The 18246-nt window shown below is 45.4% G+C and carries 12 protein-coding genes and 3 pseudogenes; 9 read left to right on the forward strand and 6 right to left on the reverse strand.

Features of this window, described 5'->3' with window-relative positions:
* Positions 1 to 10: 10 nt before the first annotated feature.
* The 5 genes from JCM15124_RS05610 to JCM15124_RS05630 all read right to left on the reverse strand — a co-directional run bounded on the left by JCM15124_RS05610 (position 11) and on the right by JCM15124_RS05630 (position 4091).
* Positions 11 to 520 carry a gamma carbonic anhydrase family protein gene (locus JCM15124_RS05610; protein ID WP_024998646.1) on the reverse strand — a complete coding sequence of 170 codons (510 nt, stop codon included), beginning with the start codon at positions 518 to 520 and terminating at the stop codon, positions 11 to 13.
* 120 nt (positions 521 to 640) lie between these two features.
* Positions 641 to 1216, reverse strand: coding sequence for a Maf-like protein (locus JCM15124_RS05615; RefSeq protein ID WP_024998647.1), 576 nt, complete (start codon positions 1214 to 1216; stop codon positions 641 to 643).
* 7 nt (positions 1217 to 1223) lie between these two features.
* A complete protein-coding gene (locus JCM15124_RS05620; RefSeq protein ID WP_232220096.1) occupies positions 1224 to 2681 on the reverse strand; it encodes a S41 family peptidase in 1458 nt (485 codons plus the stop codon).
* An 81-nt stretch (positions 2682 to 2762) separates the two neighbouring features.
* A complete protein-coding gene (locus tag JCM15124_RS05625; RefSeq protein WP_024998649.1) occupies positions 2763 to 3281 on the reverse strand; it encodes a KdsC family phosphatase in 519 nt (172 codons plus the stop codon).
* Positions 3282 to 3317: 36 nt separating this feature from the next.
* Positions 3318 to 4091 (reverse strand): Rossmann-like and DUF2520 domain-containing protein, encoded by a 774-nt coding sequence (locus JCM15124_RS05630; protein ID WP_024998650.1) that lies wholly within the window; start codon positions 4089 to 4091, stop codon positions 3318 to 3320.
* Positions 4092 to 4227: 136 nt separating this feature from the next.
* On the opposite strand from JCM15124_RS05630, the gene JCM15124_RS05635 reads away from it, so the two are divergent.
* The 7 genes and pseudogenes from JCM15124_RS05635 to JCM15124_RS05665 all read left to right on the forward strand — a co-directional run bounded on the left by JCM15124_RS05635 (position 4228) and on the right by JCM15124_RS05665 (position 11255).
* A complete protein-coding gene (locus JCM15124_RS05635; RefSeq protein WP_036885170.1) occupies positions 4228 to 5205 on the forward strand; it encodes a GNAT family N-acetyltransferase in 978 nt (325 codons plus the stop codon).
* A 141-nt stretch (positions 5206 to 5346) separates the two neighbouring features.
* The gene (locus JCM15124_RS05640) at positions 5347 to 6135 is read left to right on the forward strand and encodes a class I SAM-dependent methyltransferase (RefSeq protein ID WP_024998652.1); all 789 of its coding nucleotides are present in this window, start codon (positions 5347 to 5349) and stop codon (positions 6133 to 6135) included.
* A gap of 38 nt (positions 6136 to 6173) precedes the next feature.
* Entirely contained in the window at positions 6174 to 6926 is a 753-nt protein-coding gene (gene kdsB / locus JCM15124_RS05645) for a 3-deoxy-manno-octulosonate cytidylyltransferase (protein WP_024998653.1), read from the forward strand.
* A 509-nt stretch (positions 6927 to 7435) separates the two neighbouring features.
* Positions 7436 to 8391 (forward strand): annotated as a pseudogene (gene ftsY / locus JCM15124_RS13400) (signal recognition particle-docking protein FtsY).
* A gap of 62 nt (positions 8392 to 8453) precedes the next feature.
* Positions 8454 to 9755: a 30S ribosomal protein S12 methylthiotransferase RimO gene (gene rimO, locus JCM15124_RS05655; RefSeq protein WP_024998654.1), complete on the forward strand. Its 1302-nt coding sequence runs from the start codon at positions 8454 to 8456 to the stop codon at positions 9753 to 9755.
* Positions 9756 to 9813: 58 nt separating this feature from the next.
* On the forward strand, positions 9814 to 10101 hold the full coding sequence (locus JCM15124_RS05660; protein ID WP_024998655.1) for an HU family DNA-binding protein: 288 nt from the start codon (positions 9814 to 9816) through the stop codon (positions 10099 to 10101).
* Positions 10101 to 11255, forward strand: coding sequence for an HU family DNA-binding protein (locus JCM15124_RS05665; RefSeq protein WP_024998656.1), 1155 nt, complete (start codon positions 10101 to 10103; stop codon positions 11253 to 11255). The genes JCM15124_RS05660 and JCM15124_RS05665 overlap by 1 nt, the downstream gene beginning before the upstream one ends.
* Positions 11256 to 11853: 598 nt before the next feature.
* Here JCM15124_RS05665 and mnmL read toward each other — a convergent pair.
* Positions 11854 to 12756 carry a tRNA modification radical SAM protein MnmL/YtqA gene (mnmL, locus tag JCM15124_RS05675; protein ID WP_024998657.1) on the reverse strand — a complete coding sequence of 301 codons (903 nt, stop codon included), beginning with the start codon at positions 12754 to 12756 and terminating at the stop codon, positions 11854 to 11856.
* Positions 12757 to 12816: 60 nt separating this feature from the next.
* Here mnmL and JCM15124_RS13405 point away from each other — a divergent pair.
* A pseudogene (locus JCM15124_RS13405) lies at positions 12817 to 15011 on the forward strand (S9 family peptidase).
* A gap of 365 nt (positions 15012 to 15376) precedes the next feature.
* Positions 15377 to 18177, forward strand: a pseudogene (locus JCM15124_RS13410) (outer membrane beta-barrel protein).
* Positions 18178 to 18246 lie beyond the last annotated feature (69 nt).

An 18246-nucleotide genomic window follows, 5' to 3' on the forward strand; every position in this document is an offset into this window, starting at 1 on the left:
TAGGATTTTCCTATTTTTCTTCTTCCTCGTACCACTTCTTGATGTACAGATAATGGTCGGCAAACAAACGCGATTGCCCCGCTACTGCGGCCTTTATGCGTTTGGCAGGAATGCCGCCCCATACCTCGTTGGGCGGAATTATCGTACCTTGAAGCACCACAGCACCCGCTGCCACCACCGAGTTTTCGCCCACTTCGGCATTGTCGAGCACCGTAGCATTCATACCGATGAGGGCATTCTTGCGAATGGTGGCACCATGCACCACGGCTGCGTGCCCAATGCTTGCACCGTCTTCTATCACCACCGGCTTTCCTTCCGTTTGGTGAATGCACGCCAAGTCCTGCACGTTCACCTCGTTACCCATCACAATGGCGTCTACATCGGCACGTATCACCGCACCAAACCATACCGAACAGTCGTTGCCCATCGTTATATTACCTGCCAAAGTGGCATTTTCTGCGAAGTAGCAACGCTCTCCCCACTGTGGATTTTTTCCTCTTGCTGATTTTATCAGAGCCATTTTTCTTAGTTTTTTATGATTGTATTCTTCCGTTGAAACCGTTGTTTCTGTGTGTTAAAACAGTTGCTCGTGTATGTTTTACCTATTGTTTGCGTCCGTTAAAACAGTTGTTGGTATCCGTTAAAACCTGTTCAGTTCTTCCCAAATGCGCTGCACGGGCAATCCCATTACGTTGAAATAGCTGCCTTCAAGTGCTGTTACGCCGATGTAGCCAATCCACTCCTGTATGCCGTATGCCCCCGCCTTGTCTAATGGGGAATAGGTTTCTATGTAGTAGTCTATCTCTTCTTCCTTCAGATTTTTGAAGGTTACATCGGTAGAAACCGAAAAGCAACGTTGCTTTTCCGTCGTCGTAAGGCACACGCCCGTAACCACTTGGTGCTTCCGTCCGCTTATCTTGCGCAACATTTCCTTTGCTTCGGCATCGTTGCAGGGCTTTCCCAAGATTTCGTTTCCTACAATCACGACCGTGTCTGCCGTAATCACGAGTTCCTTTTCCGCAATCGTGTCTTTGTAAGCATTCGCCTTTTCCCGACTGATATATGCAGCCACGTCGGCAGGCGCAGTGTCGGCAGGGTAGTCTTCCGCCACGTCGGGCTGCACACGCACGTCGAATGCGATGTCAAGACCGCGCAACAGTTCTTTCCGTCTTGGCGAATTGCTCGCCAATATAATATGATAATCCTTGAAACTCATAGTTGTTTTATTTCTCTTTTCGTATCAGTTCTAACGTTGTTTCCAATGCTTTGTCGGCAGAAACCGCCACATCGGGTATCGTGCCGTGTATTTCTTTCTCGTCAGCACCATATTGCCAAAACCGCTTATACGACATGTAGCAATACAATTGCGATATGGGCAGGCGGTATTCGAGCACATCTCCGAAGCAAACATTCATGCCGCCACTTTCCTCGCCAACCACTTTGCCCATATTGAAGTATTTGAATGTCCACGAAAAAGAGGAAGCCGAAGAGAAGGTGTAGTTACTTGTGAGCAGCCAAACCTTACCGTTGTAACAGCGCGCCTTGTCGTTTAGCGGCATGTTCAGGCTGTCTTCGCTTTCCAAATACAGCCCTGTCGGTGCGAGAAACCTATTGCCGTAAGCGTTCTTTAAAAGGCGTTGCGTGGTCGGAGTTATGCGCATAAGGGCTTTTCCGAACTGTTGGAAGGGCACTTTGCTGATGCGTTCGAGTACCAAATCGCCTACTTGAGAGTCGCCACCGCCATTTTTGCGCACGTCTATGATAAGGTTTTCCACCTTCTTGGTGTTCAGTTCGGTTATCATAGAATCGAGAAAAGCCACCATTCCTGCACTGTCTGTACATTCGTTGAACGACATTAATGCCACCCGACCGCCTTCCAAGAGTTGGTATTCAAAATGTTTCATCGCTTGTTTCTTTGTTTCTGACGATTTCCTTGCCTTCTTTTCGGCTTTCTTTTTCTCGGCTCTTATCTCGTCGAACGTTGCCGCTTTCAGCGTTGTTGTCTTTGTTTTGCCCTCCAACCGATACTTAATAGTGTACTTCTCGGCAGGATAGCAGAGCTGAAACAGTGTGCTGAAATAATCTTTTAGCACCATTAAACGGAAGAAACGGCGTTCCCCCGACACGTATTGGAGCAGGTTTTCAACGATGTCAGTAGTTGAAATATCGTTTATTTCGATGATTTCTGCTCCCTTAGGAATACCAAATATCGAGTAGCGAGCGGTTATCTTACCGCTTTGGTTGTCTACATCTACCTGCACAGGGAAGCGCAATGCGGTCTTTGTAAGAATGTCGTTGTAAGGTGGAACCACATGCGTATGTCCATCGCCAAGCAATGCTAACAGCGGTGCCACATATTTATATAAGGTGGCGCGCGTAAGTGTGTCGGGCATTTCTTGCTCTATTGTGTTCACACGGCTCATAAATTCGCCCTGATTGCACATTGCGAACATGTTCGGGTGTACCTCGCTGAGGGTATAAACCAAGGATTCGAGGTCGTAAACAGCCTGCTCTTTGGTCATCTTTCCGTCAGAAACGAGGCGCAAACTGTCGGGAACGGGCAAATCATAAGGCGTCATATTCACCATTTGCGCATAGCTCCGGTGGGCGTATAGGCACATTACGATGAGCAAAAGAGCCGATAGCGTTTTCTCAAAATTGTTTTTCAACGCTGTTTTCATATACATATTATAGTTTTAAAGGTCTGCAATTCTTGTCGAAAAAAATCGGTGTGCCTCCGTAGGAAATCCACCAAAACACTCCTACCACCCAAATGCTTTCGCGCTTGTCAGCCATTTTCCCTGTGCACGCAACACCTGTTCAATGATGTCGCGTGCCACGCCCATACCGCCATTGCAGTCGCTGATGTAGCTTGAAATGGCTTTAATATCGGCACAAGCATCTTTTGGACAGCACGCACAGCCCGCTCTCTGCATGATTTCGTAGTCGGGAATGTCGTCGCCGACATATATAACCTCGTCCGTTTGCAAGTTGTTTTCTTTCAGATAAGCGTTCCACGTGTTCAGCTTTATGTTACAATTGAGAAACACATCTTGCACACCAAGATAGGCATAACGCTTCCGTACCTCCTCGTTGCGACCTCCTGTCATGAGCGCAATCTTGAGTCCGAGCTTCACAGCAAGCTGAATGGCATAGCCGTCCTTAATGTTCATGGTTCTTACGGGGACGCCCTCGCTGTTCATGGCAACCGTGTTTAGCGACAGAACGCCGTCTACATCGAAAACGATAGCTTTTATTTTTCTTAACTCGTAGTTTATCATTGTATTACAACCGATAGTTAAATGTTTTCTATATACTTATTTCTTGCTTCTTTCGTGAATGCTTTGCGCCATCAGTTGGTAAAGCTGTTGCGCTCTTGGATTATCGTTCATGAGTTGCATTTGTGCCTCAATAATGTTTTCATCGTAGCGAATGGCAGGACCGGTCTGTGCCTCACGGGGCGAAAGTTCGTGCACTTTTCTTGCCGTTTCATCGGTCAATGGCAACATTATATCGAAGGGCAGACCCACCTTTTGCAACACTTCGGCTGCCATATCGTAGCAATGGTTGGCGTAGTTGCATGCCCATACGGCTGCCAGATGCAGGTAACGGCGGTCGGCAGATGACAGTTCGCGAACGTTCGTGCTGACCGATTGCGCCACTTCGGCGATGGTTTGCATTGTCGCAGGACTATCTGCTTCGAGGAAAACGGGAATGTTTCGGAAGTCCACGATGCGTGTCTTGGAGAACGTCTGCATCGGATAGAACACGCCGTAATGCGCTGCCCGTCCGCGAAACACGTCAATTGGCATCGAGCCGGCTGTGTGTACGAACAGCTTATCGCTACGTGTGGGGCATATTTTCTCGATAACTGCACTGAGAACGCTGTCTTTCAGTGCGATAATATAAAGGTCGGCATCGTTCGTTATCTCGTCCGGACTGTCTGTCGGCACGGCGTTTACACTTTCAGACAACAGTTTTGCTGCCGCCATTGTGCGACTGTAAACCTGCACAATGGTGTGATTGGCTTTGCAAAGCGCATTGCCCAAAACGGTGGCAAGATTGCCCGAACCTATCAGTACTATCTTCATAATAAGCACAAAATTAATAAAAATAAGGAGAAAAGCTACGCATTTCTCGCTTTTTTACAAAACATTTACTATTTTTGCAAGTGCCGTGTGCAGACTTATCTGTGCACGTTCGATTGCGATTTGCCTGCCCATAACGATGAGAACCAAGATTATAACACGCAGCAAAGACCTGCCGCCGCTCTGCAAAGGCGATTTCTTTCACAGTCGCGACTTGTTCCGTATGTTGGAACAAACGCCACGATTGCAGCCGTGCATGGTGGTTGCAATCGACGAAAAGGGCGAAACCATCGGGCAAATACTTGCTCAAATTCGCAGCAAACGTCGCTTTTTAGGTATCAATTTTACGCAGCGGGCACGCATTTATGGCGAGGGCATCTACCGCAACGGCATTGATTATACAGCGAAAAGCAAACTTTTCGACACGATGATGGACGCCCTTGTACGCCATCTGCTGCGCCATCGTTGCTACCATATAGAGCTAAGCGATGTCTCGAAAAAGATGTTTGGCTACCGAACCTTCCGCCGACACGGCTTCGTACCCATTCCGTGGATTCAGCTGCACCACTCTCTACACAGCAAAGCTCCCGAGGAACGTGCCTCCGAAAAGGTGCTCCACCGTGTGAAACGTGCTGTGGAAAGCGGATTTGAAACACGCAAAGCCGAAAGCAAATCAGAGATACACCGGCTCTATCGCCTTATAAAGTCGTACTACCGACTGCGCAAGCAACGCTACATACCGAAAGAAGAGCTGTTCCAACAGATAGGCAACAGCGAGCACGGGCACATATACATCACCCTTTACAAGGGGCGAATGGTGGGCGGAAGCGTGGTTGTGGACTCCGGGCGTGAGTCTATGCTGTGGTTCGATGCAGCCATGGAGAAGCGTTACATATTCTATCACCCCCACACCCTGACGGTTTGGTTCGCCATTAAGGAAGCGCACAGACGCGGACAAGACCATATACACATTCTCAATCTCGGACTTCCGTTCTCGCACAGCAAGTATCGCGACTTCATGCTGAGCTTTGGCGGCAAGCCTGTAAGTGCCTATCGGTGGTTTCGTTTCTCCAACTTTATAATGCGCCGCCTTATGTTTTGGTACTACCGATTGTAAAGAACAACCGGCGTAGAGACGGTATATACCGACAATCTTTGCACTGTGGTTGCCACGTTCCGCCCATCTTCATAAATAACGGGTATGGTCGGAGTGGCATAACAAATAACCGAAAAAATATAACAAATAACCGAAAAAAATATGGAACAACAAAAAACAAATTATGGAAACTGGATTTCCCTGACACTGCTGCGTATGCTCTATGGCGCATCGGCAGTGCTATTGTTGCTTTTCGCACTTTCCTTCGTGTGGCCCCGACTGGTGGCTGTAACCATTGTTATGGGGATTTTGGCTGCTGCCATGTTGGGCATGTCCGTCTATATGCACGTCTGTCGCCACGAATTCTCGTTCGAAGGCGGACGGCTAATGGCTAAGTTCCACGACTTTCTGATGGAGCATCTCGACTGGGACGGGCACGGCACACTACTCGACATCGGCTGTGGCTCGGCTGCGTTGAGCGTGAGATGTGCCAAAGAATATCCCGAAGCGCAGGTGATTGGCATCGACTACTGGGGATTCGGATGGGATTATGCCAAGGCACAATGTGAGCGCAACGCTGCGATTGAGGGTGTTGGCGGACGCATTCGTTTCGAGAAAGGCGATGCTTCGAAACTCGACTTTGCCGACGAAACGTTTGATGCGGCTGTGAGCAACTTCGTGTTCCACGAGGTGAAAACCCAACCCGACAAGCACCAAGTTGTGCGCGAGGCCTTGCGTGTGGTAAAGAAAGGCGGCAGTTTTGCTTTCCAAGACCTCTTCCCGAAGAAGCAACTCTTTGGCGACATGGAAGAATTTGTCGCACAACTGAAAGCCGAGGGCATCACAGAGATACATTACATCGCCAACGTGGAGCAGATGGTACTTATCCCCGGCTATATGCGGGCACCGTGGATGATGGCTGAAATCGGTATCATCTACGGCAGGAAATGACACATCGACAATAAAGTATGGACATGATATAGATGAAAATGAAAGTAATAGGAATTATCCCTGCCCGCTACGCATCGTCCCGTTTCCCCGGCAAACCGCTTGCCATGCTGGGCGGAAAGTATGTTATACAACGTGTTGTAGAGCAAGTGAGTGCCGTGCTCGACGCTGTTTACGTAGCCACCGACGACGAACGCATCTACAATATTGTAACTTCGATGGGCGCAAAGGCTGTAATGACACGCTCCGACCACCAAAGCGGCACCGACCGGATAGCGGAAGCATTGGAAAAAATAGGCGAAAACTTCGATGTTGTGGTGAACATTCAGGGCGACGAACCGTTTATACGGAAAAGTCAGATAGAAACCGTTGTGGCTTGTTTCGACGATGCCGACACGCAGATAGCGACACTCGGAAAGAAGTTTGCTACCATCGAAGAAGCCCGAAATCCCAACTCTCCAAAGATAATACTCGACAACCGAAGCTACGCCATGTACTTCACGCGCGCCCTTGCTCCCTATATTCGCGGCAAGGAAGTAAACCAATGGATAGATGTTTATCCTTTCCTTAAACACATTGGGCTATATGCTTATCGCACAGAAGTTTTGCGAGAACTAACGAAGCTGCCGCAATCGTCGCTCGAACTCGCCGAAGGCTTGGAACAATTGCGCTGGTTGCAGAACGGCTACAAGATAAAAGTGGGACTTACCGAAGTAGAAACCGTGGGCATAGACACCCCCGAAGACCTGCAACGCGCAGAGCTTTTCTTGGCACAACAAAGCAAGAACGATTAACGAACAAACCGTTTCGGTTTCCGTGCAACGGTGCTGTCGCTAAGTAAACAGCACCGTTGCACTTTTTATTTATAGCCGTTTGGCAACGCTTGAAAAACACAATATTTCTTATTAAACAAACCGAAAATTTCTTATTAAACAAACCGAAAAGCAACGAAAATTATGTAAATATATTTCACAAGAGTAAGTGTTGTGTAACCATCTCTTTATCAATACATTGCAAAACCTATTGTTTTGCATTCTAAAACCGTAGGTTTTGCACGGTAAAAGCGTAGGTTTTACGATGCAAAACCTACGGTTTCGCAACGCCAAATCGAAATTATCGTTTTTCGTCGGAATTATCTTTACAAAAACATATCAAAAATCTGTCGTCAGCGTGGTTGCGTTATGGCAAAACTGCCGATATAATTTAAGCTTTTTCAAACGTTTTTCCATAATGCCGTTATTAGCTTGCTTATTATTTGCAACTTTAGCCGTTTTTTGGTAACTTTGCCACAAATTAGCTTATTATGGGATTTTTCGGACTTTTCAATAAGAAGAAAAAAGAAGTACTCGACAAAGGTCTTGAGACTACGAAGCAAAGCGTATTCTCAAAGATAACGCGTGCCGTAGCAGGCAAGTCGAAAGTAGACGATGAGGTTTTGGACAATTTGGAAGAAATCCTTATAACATCGGACGTTGGCGTAGATACCACCGTGAAAATCATTCAGCGCATAGAAGAACGTATTGCACGCGACAAATACGTTTCAACATCGGAATTGAACAGCGTTTGAGAGCAGAAATTGCCACACTCTTAACCGAGAACAATACCGAAAATGCAGAAGATTGGGACTTGCCAACCGACCATAAGCCATACGTAATACTTGTGGTTGGCGTGAACGGCGTGGGCAAAACCACCACCATCGGCAAGCTGGCGTATCAGTTTAAGAATGCCGGAAAGAAGGTCTATCTTGGGGCTGCCGACACCTTCCGTGCCGCTGCCGTAGAGCAAATTCAGATTTGGGGCGACCGCGTAGGGGTGCCCGTGATTAAGCAACAGATGGGTTCCGACCCTGCCAGCGTGGCTTTCGACACCCTTCAGAGTGCGAAAGCGAATGGTGCCGACGTCGTAATCATCGACACAGCAGGCAGATTGCACAACAAGGTGGGACTGATGAACGAGTTGAAAAAGATTAAAGACGTAATGAAGAAGGTGCTGCCCGAAGCCCCCGACGACGTAATGTTGGTGCTCGACGGTAGCACGGGGCAGAACGCTTTCGAGCAGGCTAAGCAGTTCGCATCGGTTACACAGATAACCTCGCTCGCCATTACCAAACTCGACGGAACCGCAAAAGGCGGCGTAGTCATCGGTATTAGCGACCAGCTGAAAGTGCCTGTGCGATACATTGGCTTAGGCGAGGGCATGGAAGACTTGCAACTGTTTAATAAAGAACAGTTTGTAGACAGTCTCTTCAAGCAAGACTAAACCCTTTCCGGTAACGTATTCAGGCAAAGAAACATAAACCCAAAGCGTGGGGAAACGATTGAATGAAGAAAAATCAGATAGACATTATAACGATGGGGTGCTCGAAAAACCTTGTCGATTCCGAGTTGCTCATGAAACAGTTTGAAGCCAATGGCTACGACTGCGTGCACGATTCGGAGACCCCGGAAGGCGAAATAGCCGTTATAAACACCTGCGGATTTATAGAAACAGCAAAGGAAGAGAGCATCAATACGATACTCGAATTTGTGAACAGAAAGGAGAATGGACAGCTCAGACAACTGTACGTAATGGGCTGTTTATCGCAAAGATATAAGGAAGAGTTAGAGAAAGAAATTCCGGAAGTAGACAAGTTCTACGGTAAATTCAATTTCAAACAACTCATTACCGACCTCGGAAAGGCGGAAATACCGTCGTGCGACGGACGCCGCCACCTTACTACGCCGCCACATTACGCCTACATAAAGATAGCCGAAGGGTGCGACCGATATTGCGCTTACTGCGCCATTCCGCTGATTACGGGCAAGCATCGCTCGCGAAAAATGGACGATATATTGCAGGAAGTGGCTGATTTGGTAGCCGGCGGAGTGAAGGAATTTCAGGTTATCGAGCAGGAACTTACCTACTACGGTGTAGATTTGGACGGCAAGCACCACATTACCGAACTTATTTCGCGTATGGCTGACATACCCGGAGTGGAGTGGATAAGACTGCATTATGCCTATCCGAACCAGTTTCCGTGGGACTTGCTCGACGTAATCCGAGAGAAACCGCAGGTCTGCAAGTATCTTGACGTAGCCCTTCAGCACGTTTCCGACAACATGTTGTCGCGCATGCACCGCCACGTAACGAAGCAGGAAACAGTCGATTTCATTCGTTTGTTGCGCGAAAAAGTGCCCGGGTTGCACATTCGCACCACGCTTTTGGTGGGTTTTCCCGGCGAAACCGATGAAGATTTCCGCGAGTTGATGGACTTCGTAAGGTGGGCACGGTTCGAGCGTATGGGTGCATTTGCCTACTCGCACGAAGAAGGAACATACAGCGCGTTGCACTATGAAGACGATGTACCGCAAGAAGTGAAGCAGCAAAGGCTCGATAAGCTGATGGCATTGCAGCAGGAAATATCCGCAGAAATTGAAGCAGAGAAGATAGGACAGACGCTAAAGGTGATTATCGACCGCAAGGAAGGCGACTATTACATTGGCAGAAGTGAGTTCTGTTCGCCCGATGTAGACCCCGAAGTGCTGATAAAGGCAACGTCATCGCTCGTTATCGGCAACTTCTATAATGTGAAAATAACCGCTGCAGATGAGTTTGACCTCTACGGCGATGTAGTAGAAGGATAGAAATATCGCATCGTCGAGACAGCGCACTTTACGTTTTTAAAAAGCAAATAAACCAAAGATGAACAACAAGGAATTCATAGCCGCATTGGCAAATAGGGTGGGTCGTTCGCAAGACGAAACACAACGACTTGTGAAAACAGCCTTGCAAGCCATGGGCGACAACTTTGAATCGGGAGAGCCTGTATTGGTTTCGGGGTTCGGTTCGTTTGAAGTGAAGAAGCGACTCGAGCGCATTATGACCAATCCTGCTACGGGATTGCGAATGCTTGTGCCGCCAAAGCTGGTGCTGAACTTCCGCGCAACGGCATCGGTAAAGGAGAAACTGAAGAAAGGAGGGGCTGAATAATGGCTAAAACAGCGTTACAGCTTATTGCCGACGCAGTGGCAAAGAAGCATAAAATAACCGTGAAAGAAGCCGAAAAGTTTGTTTCTGCCATGTTTGATGTGATGAACGAAGGGTTGAAAACCGACAAACTTGTAAAGGTAAAGGGGCTCGGCACGTTTAAGGTGCAAGCCGTAAAGCCTCGCGAAAGTGTGAATGTAAACACAGGCGAACGTGTGCTGATAGAAGGGCACGACAAGGTTTCGTTCACGCCCGACACCACGATGAAAGAACTTGTAAACAAGCCTTTTGCACAGTTTGAAACGGTTGTACTGAACGATGGTGTTGATTTTGCCGACATAGAAAGCAGGTCGGACGACGAAGAAAAGGACGAAAATACCGATGAAACCGTAGTTCCTGACGAAGAAATAGTTGTTTCCGACGAGGAAAAGATAGAGACGAAAGAAGAAAAAAACAACGAAATCATCGACGAAAAGCCTGTCGAGGAAGTGCCGCAGCCAACGGTTGAAATCCCGATGGCAGCTGTCGAAACGAAAGAAGAAATAGCAGAAGAAAAGGAAGAAGACCGGAAAGAAGTTGTTGAAGAAAAGAAACCGGTAGTCGAAGTAAAGGCAGAAGCAGTTGAAGAACAGTCGGAGCCGGTAGTTGAAGTGCCGAAAGTAAATGCCTTCCCTATCGAAAAGCCCAAGAAAATAAATTGGTTGCTGTGGTCTTTTGTAGCCTTTGCCGCGATAGCTGTTATGTATTTCTTCGGTTATAAGTTTGGAAAAGACGCCGCACTTCGCGACAACAAGACAGCTGTTCGCACGCAAACAAGAGACAGTTTAGCCGAAACGACGAAGAAAACAACCAAACAAGCAACAGCCAACCCACGAAAAACGACTGCCAAGGCTGCACAACAAGCAACCGACGAAGCCGAAAAGTTTAAGCAGATGAGTAGCGACAGGCGCATTCGTTACGGTGCTTACGACATTGTCGGCGTAGAGAAAACAGTGGTATTGAAGAAAGGTCAGACCATGCAATCGTACAGTCGCAGAACACTTGGTCCCGATATGGTGGGCTATTTCCAAGTGTTGAACAATGCCGAAACGATGGTTGCAGGCGACACAATGAAAGTGCCGAAGGTGGAACTTCGCCCGCAATACCGTACAAAATAAATTGTCAAAACCATAGAAACGGTTCGTTAAGAGCTGTGAACGGTTCGTCGGAAGGTTATGAAAGAATAGCCGACTGCCGTTCATAGTGCAATCGTTTGACCTTATATAAGCTGTATTTGTTCCGCTTTCTTTCTGCCGATATTGTTTGAAAACACTATCTTTGCAATGTAATAGTATTAGTAGTGATAAGTAAAGTTGATGATTGAGAATATCAAAGGCAATTAGTTAGTATAAAGGTTATAGGCTTTTTCCCCTTAACATACTTAATTAAGATTTGGTATTTAGTTTTTGATTAGTACAGCTAAACATTTTTATTGGTTTAGAGTAAAGCCCCATTTGCTGATAGAAGTAAGTGGGGCTTTCACGTAATAAAAACGTAAATATTTTTCAGAAGCGCATTTGTTGCTTAACAGTTTCTTCATCAGCGTGTTGCAAAACCTGTTGTTTCGCATTCTAAAAGCGTAGGTTTTGCGTTGCAAAACAGCCGCTTTCGCAACGTCAGAACGCAGTTGTTACTTTTTAAGAGAGTTTCCTTTACAGAACCATCGCTGTTTTCCTGTCCTCCTTCAGTGGCAAAAGCGGAAACCATGGATGCTTGCTAAACCCTTTCAATAAGTTTTTTTGCCTTCAGTTTGTTGTTCAGCAAGTTTGTGAACTCGTAGTTTTTCAGTCCCCATTTCGGTGCTATCAGCATCTCAGGCGGGCTCTGTGTAACAAACCTTTCTAATATTAAATCGCTCCTAAGCAGTCCGATGTAATTGGTAATAAGGTCGATGTATTCTTCGACAGTGTATAAATGGAAAGGGTGTTCCTTATATATCTTTGCCAACTTTGTACCTTTTATAATCTGCATTTGGTGTATTTTAAGCATCGTTAGCGGCAGCGACGATATGATAGGAGCCTGTCGCAGGCTTTCCGAAGCATCTTCGCCGGGTAGCCCCATTATAACGTGTCCACCCACATAGATACCTCTTCGGGCAGTGTCTTCTATTGCTTTGCGCGTGCAGGCAAAGTCGTGTCCGCGATTAATGTAGCGCAGTGTGTTGTCGTTGCAACTTTCAATGCCGTATTCCACAATTAAGAATGTTCGCTTGTTGAGTTCTTCCAAATAGTCCAACAGTTCGTTGCTGATGCAGTCGGGACGTGTTCCGATAACTATTCCTACAACATCTTCCACTCCCAAAGCTTCTTCGTAGAGTGCCTTCAGCTTATCCACCGCATCGTAAGTGTTTGTATATGCTTGGAAATAAGCTAAGTATTTCATGTCCGGATATTTCTTTGCAAAGAAGCGTTTCCCGTCTTCCAACTGTTCCGTTATACTTTTTGTGTGGCTGCAATACGACGGATTGAAACTCTTGTTGTCGCAGAATATGCAGCCGCCAATACCTATTCTGCCGTCCCGATTAGGACAAGTAAAGCCGGCATCTATCGAAATCTTTTGCACTCGGAAAGGCAGTTGGTTTCTTATCCAAGTACCAAAATCATTATAGTATTGTTCCATTGTTTTGCAAATTTACTTCTTTTTTTGTACTTTTGTTGCATTAAATCAATTTAATATACAATGAAAAAAATACTTCTTATGTGTGCAGCGTTATTAGCAACGACTATTCACACGTTCGCAGGCGAACCTCTTAAGTTGGAAGAGATGACAAAAAACACTTTTGCCGCGAAGACAATTTCCGGTATTAACCCCTTGAAAGGGACGTCGGACTATGCGCAAATCTCTGCGGATAGAAAGAAAATAGTAACCTATTCTTTTGTTACCGGCAAAGAAACAGGCGTGCTTTTCGATGTAAATCAAGTCAATGGGGCGAAGTTAAAGGAGATAGAGAATTACGAAATCTCCGACGACGGACAGTTTATCCTTATTCAAACGGATACAAAACGCATTTATCGCCGTTCCTTTACGGCAGACTTCCTTTTATATAATGTAAAGAACAAGTCGCTGAAGAAACTGTCGGAAGGTGGCGCACAGCAAATTCCGACTTTCTCGCCCAATGGAAAGTATATTGCATTTGTACGCAGCAACAATATCTTTATAACCGATGGAACAACCGAAACACAAGTAACAACCGACGGAAAGTTCAACGAAATAATCAACGGATTGCCCGATTGGGTGAACGAAGAGGAGTTTGGGTTCAACAATGCTTTAGCTTGGGGAGCCGACAGCAAGACTTTGAGCTGGATACGTTACGACGAATCGAAGGTAAAAACCTATTCGCTGCAAATGTTTGAAGGGGCAAAGCCTGCGTTTAAAAACTACGCAGTTTATCCCGGCGACTATTCTTACAAATATCCGAAAGCCGGCGAAGACAACTCTAAAGTGTCTGTTCACGCTTATTCGTTGGAGTCCGGCAAGACGCTGACCTACAATTTGCCACTCGATGCCGATGGTTATATTCCGCGCATAAAGCCCACGAAGTTTGCCGACCGCATTGTTATTTATACCATGAACCGCCATCAAGACGAGCTAAACCTCTATAAAGCCAATCCGGTTACAGGCGAATGCAGCCTTCTAATCAGAGAGAAAGCCGACAAATACGTCAAGGAAGATGCGATGGGAGGTATTCTTGTGATGAACGACTACATACTTTTTCCTTCCGACCGCGACGGTTACATGCACTTATACCTCTACACCATTGACGGAAAGTTTATTCGTCAGATAGAAAAAGGTAAGTATGATGTTATCGAAGTCTACGGTTTCGACGAGAAAACGGGCAACACTTACTTCCAAGCTGCTGCGAAAACACCGATGCAACGCGAAGTGTACGTAGCTGACAAGAACGGAAAAGTAACTTGCCTGACAACGAAAGAAGGTTGGAATTCGGCTGTGTTCTCCGGCGATTATAAGTATTTCCTGAATAATTGGAGCGACCGCAACACTCCTTATTCATACGCAATCTGCAACAACAGGGGAAAGGTTGTGCGCGAAGTTCTCAACAACGATAAACTCATAAAGGATATGGCGAAGTACGATTTGCTACTCGCGACTTCTTTAAGTTTACTACTTCCGAAGGGGTGGAACTGAATGGGTGGATAGTAAAGCCTAAAAACTTCGACCCAAACAAGAAGTATCCTGTCATCTTCTATCAATATAGCGGTCCGGGAAGTCAGCAGGTTGTAGACCGTTGGGCACTCGGCGCAATGGGTGCCGGTGGTATTTATGAGTCGTATCTCACTCAACAAGGCTTTATCGTGGTTTGTGTAGATGGTCGCGGTACGGGTGCTCGTGGCTCCGAATTTGAGAAATGCACTTACTTGAAGATAGGCGATTTAGAGTCGAAAGACCAAGTTGAGGCTGCCCTTTGGATAGCAAAGCAACCTTACGCCGATGCCGATAACATGGGAATATGGGGCTGGAGCTTTGGAGGTTTCAACACTTTGATGAGTCTGAGCGAAGGTCGCAACGCCTTTAAAGCAGGCGTTTCTGTTGCCCCACCTACCAATTGGCGTTGGTACGACACTGTTTACACCGAGCGATACATGCGCACACCGCAGGAAAACCCTGATGGCTACGCCGTAAATCCTATTGAACGTGCAAATAAAATGAATGCCAAATTGCTCATTTGTCATGGCATTGCCGACGATAATGTGCACATTCAGAACGCTTACGAGTATTCGGAAGCATTGGTACAAGCCGACAAAGACTTCAAAGAAAACTTCTATACGAACCGCAACCACAGTATTTATGGTGGCAATACCCGCAACCATCTCTTCCGACAGATTACGGATTGGTTTGTTCAGAACTTGAAGTAATCTTCATCAAACATACAGAAAAAGGATTGCACATCGTCTTTGTGCAGTCCTTTTTTATGGTTTTACGTGAGTTCGGTATAAGAATTACGCCGGTGTATTGTTTATACATATTTAAAATATACTTATATTCAGAAATAAGCAAAGCATCTTCGTCCTCAAATTCTTACACCGAACCCACGTTATTCATAAACGTTTTCGTTCAGCCGAATGCGCAATGCCAAATTTATTAGGGCATTGTCATGGCGATAAAACACACTTTAGGTGTTAAATAATGTTTCTTTTAAGAATTTTATAGCTTATATATGTATCTTTGTAAAGAAAAATAATGTAACCTAAAAAGTTAATAATTAAAGTTCTAAAATCTTATGGAAATCTGCATTAGAAAGCACATCCAATGTATTTGTCTGCTATTATTGCTTTTCGCTTTGCCTGCGCAGGCGAGCGATTATAAGCATTCCGTTCAAGGTTCTGTTGTTGATAACATCACAGGCATGGGCATTACAGCCAAGATAACCTTGATGACTGCCGACAGTGTTGTTATCGATACGATTACAGCGGAAATAGAAGAGATGCCTTACGACAATGGTTACCACAGGGCTTATTATGTATTTGAAGATGCTGTAACGTCGAAAGGAAAATACATTATTAAAGCAGAGAAAGAGGGTTATGACGTTTGTTATATGAATTGCGAACTGAGAAGCACTCGTGAAGATTATATCGGGGTAAAACAAATCCGCATGACGAAGATAGTAGAACACGAACTACAGGAAGTTACGGTTGTTGCTTCGAAGGTGAAAATGGTAATGAAAGGCGATACCATAGTCTACAATGCCGATGCCTTTAACTTAGCCGAAGGCAATATGCTCGATGCCTTAATCGCTCGTCTGCCGGGTGCAAAGTTAGAGAAAGACGGAAGGATTTATGTAAATGGGAGGTTCATTCAGAGTCTGTTGGTAAACGGACAGGAATTCTTTGCAGGTAATCCTAAACTGGCTTTAGAGAACCTTCCTGCCTATACGGTGAACAAAATAAAGGTATATAACAAGGCGGGAACAAAGTCAATGCTGATGCAACAAAATATGGGCGATAATACTTACGTGATGGACGTCAGGCTGAAACGCGAGTATGCAACGGGCTATATGGGCGATTTGGAAGCCGGTGGCGGTACGCAGAAGCGTTATAAACTTCGTGGTTTTGCTATGAAGTTCTCCGATAAAGAACGCATGGGAGCCTTCTTTAACATCAATAATCTGAACGATAATCAACGTGCCGCACTGTCGGGAGAATGGGAGCCGCAAGATGTGGGCAACGGTTTGCTTGCTGTAAAGAACGCCGGCGTGTCGTATGTACGTTTCTTGGGTAATGAATTATCTTGGTTCTCAACCGAAAATACTTGGCAACATATCAATACAGACAACGAGTCTATTACACACACGCAGACTTATTTGCCTGAAGGAAACTCATTCTTGCACAATCATAGCAAACAACTGAACAGTTCGGATAAGTGGGAAAGCAGAAACGCTCTTTCTGTTGAGAGGACTATTTTCTCTACAACAAACTTTCTTAATGTTTCCTATATGCGCAATAATGGGTTTGGAAGTGCGAACAGCACCACTGCAAATGAAACAACAAACCTGAATACTTTGCTGTCGAGAAACAGTTTCGAGTCAAGCGATTTCAACTTTGACTTCTCAACCGGTAATTATGTTAAGTACATCACAGACTTAATACGAGGAGATTTTTCTGTAAGTTACAATCGTAATAAGCAGAAGCAATTTATGTTGAATAACGTTCAATATCTGCAAGGAAGCTTACCGAACGACTATCGCAACAATTACTTTGATATGCCCAATCAGAAGCTGAAGCTATCTGCCGGTGTGGGATATGATTTTAGAATACGTAAAACAACATTTGCTCCGGAATATTCTTATACTTACACATATAACAAGGCAAGTAACCTGCTTTACCGTCTTGACTGGATTGCAGGAAGAGATACTGCCCGCTTTAATGTATTGCCTTCTGCATCAGATGTTTTGCTTTCAGTACTGGATAATAGCAATAGCTATCGCTTCAATGAGTATCGAAACGAACATAAATTTAATTTACATTATTTCAAATTCTGTAGGAAGCTATTCGATGGAGAGCTTACTGTAAACCTTCCGTTGCGTTTATTAAATGCCGATTTCCATTATTATGGTGTGAGCGAGCAACATTTTACTCGTCGCAAACTATTCTTTGAACCGAACATACGATTAAGTCATTGGGCTGAAGACGTATCATGGGATTTTACTGCAGGTATGAAATCAGACTTTCCAACCCTACTTGCCACGGCAGATTATCGCAACGACAGCGACCCTCTGAATATTCGGTTGGGCAATAAAGACTTACGCAACCTGCATCATTATGATGTAGATGCCAATATAACCTTTAATGGAGAAAAGGAACAGACAATCAGTTTATCTGCCAATTATCACCAAACAGACAACCAAGTAGCCTATGCGCTCATCTTTGATAAAACGACAGGAGCTTCAATTATATATCCTACCAGTGTGAATGGCAATTGGAATACAAAGTTTGAATTTGAGTTTAAGCGTGCATTGGATAAGGCAAACAAAATCCTGTTCAGCAACAACCTCTCTGCCAATTATAACCATTGTGTCGATATGGCATCAATAGCAGGAAGCACTGAAAGCCAACGAAGCATTGTGAAGAATTGGGAACTTGGCGACGAACTGAAGGTGAATTACCGTCTGAACGACAACTACGAATTTACATTCCATACAAGTGGAAAGTGCTATCTTATAAGCAGCGAGCGTGCAGACTTTGAAAATATCAAGGCGTATGACTACAACATCGGCTGAATGCACAGGTTGTATTGCCTTGGAAGTTGCAGCTTACCACCGATATGACAATGTTTGCACGTCGTGGCTATCAGCAAACGGAAATGAATACCACCGATTGGATTTGGAATGTGCAGCTGGCACGCACTTTCTTGAAAGGTCGTCTTGCCGCTAAACTGCAAGGTTTCGACCTGTTGCAACAACTTTCAAACACACGCTACGTTATTAATTCGCAAGGGCGTACAGAGTCGTGGAACAACAGCATACCGCGTTATGTAATGTTTTCTCTTGCGTGGAAGTTCAACATTAATCCAAAGAAGAAATAACATATTCGTTCGTTAAAAGGATTGCACATTGTGTTTGCGCAATCCTTTTTTGTGTACCTTTGCGTTGTT

It is taken from the genome of Prevotella falsenii DSM 22864 = JCM 15124, from assembly GCF_000613945.1.
Lineage (GTDB): Bacteria > Bacteroidota > Bacteroidia > Bacteroidales > Bacteroidaceae > Prevotella > Prevotella falsenii.

What these genes read in the sequence shown, in the direction of transcription:
- JCM15124_RS05665 (WP_024998656.1), top strand. Translation starts at nt 10,101, where the DNA reads ATGGCTAAAACAGCGTTACAGCTTATTGCCGACGCAGTGGCAAAGAAG.
- JCM15124_RS05620 (WP_232220096.1), bottom strand. Translation starts at nt 2,681, where the DNA reads ATGAAAACAGCGTTGAAAAACAATTTTGAGAAAACGCTATCGGCTCTT.
- JCM15124_RS05625 (WP_024998649.1), bottom strand. Translation starts at nt 3,281, where the DNA reads ATGATAAACTACGAGTTAAGAAAAATAAAAGCTATCGTTTTCGATGTA.
- kdsB (WP_024998653.1), top strand. Translation starts at nt 6,174, where the DNA reads ATGAAAGTAATAGGAATTATCCCTGCCCGCTACGCATCGTCCCGTTTC.
- JCM15124_RS05610 (WP_024998646.1), bottom strand. Translation starts at nt 520, where the DNA reads ATGGCTCTGATAAAATCAGCAAGAGGAAAAAATCCACAGTGGGGAGAG.
- JCM15124_RS05635 (WP_036885170.1), top strand. Translation starts at nt 4,228, where the DNA reads ATGAGAACCAAGATTATAACACGCAGCAAAGACCTGCCGCCGCTCTGC.
- mnmL (WP_024998657.1), bottom strand. Translation starts at nt 12,756, where the DNA reads ATGGAACAATACTATAATGATTTTGGTACTTGGATAAGAAACCAACTG.
- rimO (WP_024998654.1), top strand. Translation starts at nt 8,454, where the DNA reads ATGAAGAAAAATCAGATAGACATTATAACGATGGGGTGCTCGAAAAAC.
- JCM15124_RS05615 (WP_024998647.1), bottom strand. Translation starts at nt 1,216, where the DNA reads ATGAGTTTCAAGGATTATCATATTATATTGGCGAGCAATTCGCCAAGA.
- JCM15124_RS05640 (WP_024998652.1), top strand. Translation starts at nt 5,347, where the DNA reads ATGGAACAACAAAAAACAAATTATGGAAACTGGATTTCCCTGACACTG.
- JCM15124_RS05660 (WP_024998655.1), top strand. Translation starts at nt 9,814, where the DNA reads ATGAACAACAAGGAATTCATAGCCGCATTGGCAAATAGGGTGGGTCGT.
- JCM15124_RS05630 (WP_024998650.1), bottom strand. Translation starts at nt 4,091, where the DNA reads ATGAAGATAGTACTGATAGGTTCGGGCAATCTTGCCACCGTTTTGGGC.